This window comes from Salibacterium qingdaonense (genome assembly GCF_900114715.1).
Taxonomy (GTDB): Bacteria; Bacillota; Bacilli; order Bacillales; family Marinococcaceae; genus Salibacterium; species Salibacterium qingdaonense.
Window position 1 is genome coordinate 1 of the sequence record NZ_FOTY01000067.1, and the last position, 1,229, is coordinate 1,229.

At 50.0% G+C, this 1,229-nt stretch carries 1 protein-coding gene; it reads left to right on the forward strand.

Going from position 1 to position 1,229, the window contains the following annotated elements; translation table 11 throughout:
- Positions 1–272: 272 nt before the first annotated feature.
- Positions 273–1,220: an IS30 family transposase gene (locus BM058_RS17950; protein ID WP_090929177.1), complete on the forward strand. Its 948-nt coding sequence runs from the start codon at positions 273–275 to the stop codon at positions 1,218–1,220.
- Positions 1,221–1,229: the final 9 nt, after the last annotated feature.

Below are 1,229 nucleotides of genomic sequence, written 5' to 3' on the forward strand. Positions count from 1 at the left end.
GACAGATTGTAATATCAAGTGCAACACTCTTTAAGTTTTGGGGGAGGCGTCAAGATATCGTGGAATACCGGAGTGAAACGAGGATATGCCGCGAAAGGTCTTGACGGCTTATCTGCTTCCCACCCTTGGAAGCGGCGTTCAAAGCGACGATAGATCGTTTTGAACGGCTTAACCATAAGGGTGGGAAAGGAGAGCCCTCCCCAAAAAAGCAGCTCATGACAGCTTCGTGTAAAATGTTAGTTACCACACAAACAAATCACGGAGGTGCTGTCATGAGCTATCAACACCTTAGCACATTTGAACGCGCACGTATAGAAACCCTGCAGGAACTCGGTTATTCCATTCGATCCATCGCCGCGAGGATCGACCGGAGTCCATCTACGGTATCCAGAGAGTGCCATAGAAACAAGGAGACAGACGAGTCCTATTGTTCCGAAGCCGCCCACCGTCACTACCAGACCCGCCGGAAGCGCTGCCGTCCTCAAGGCAAATGGACGCAGGACCTGGCTCAGAAGATTGATGACAAGCTAGACCTGACCTGGTCACCGGAACAGATTGTCCACCGCCTGGGAGAGGACACGCTGAGCTTTAAAACAATTTACCGGTGGCTCTACCAGGGGCTTCTCACCAAGAACACGGACGCTTTACGACACAAAGGGAAACGCCGGAAACCCAAAGAAACCAGAGGACGATTTAATGTGGGGACATCGATTCAAAAGCGTCCCAGAGAGATTCGAAAGCGGGAGACATTCGGGCACTGGGAACTCGACACCGTCGTATCCAGCCGGGGACGGAGTAAAGGGTGTCTGGCGACCTTTATTGAACGAAAAACCAGATGGTACATTGCTTTGAAAATGGCGGATCGCACCGCCTCTTCTATGGAAAAAGCAATTCGTACGCTCCATGAAACATTACCAAACCAAGCTTTTCAAACGGCTACCGTCGATCGGGGAAAAGAATTTGCCTGTTACCCAAGAATCGAGCAGGAATGCAGCATTGATGTTTATTTTGCGGATCCTTATTCGTCCTGGCAGCGGGGCAGTAATGAAAATGGGAATGGGCTCCTTCGAGAATTCTTTCCCAAAGCAAGTGATTTAGCTCAGCTTACCGAAGAAGAGCTCCAACAAGCACTGGCTCTCATCAACGGACGTCCGAGAAAATGTTTAGACTGGAAAACCGCTCACGAAGCATTTGAGCAGGAAGTGTTGCACTTAGGTTGACAAACCGTC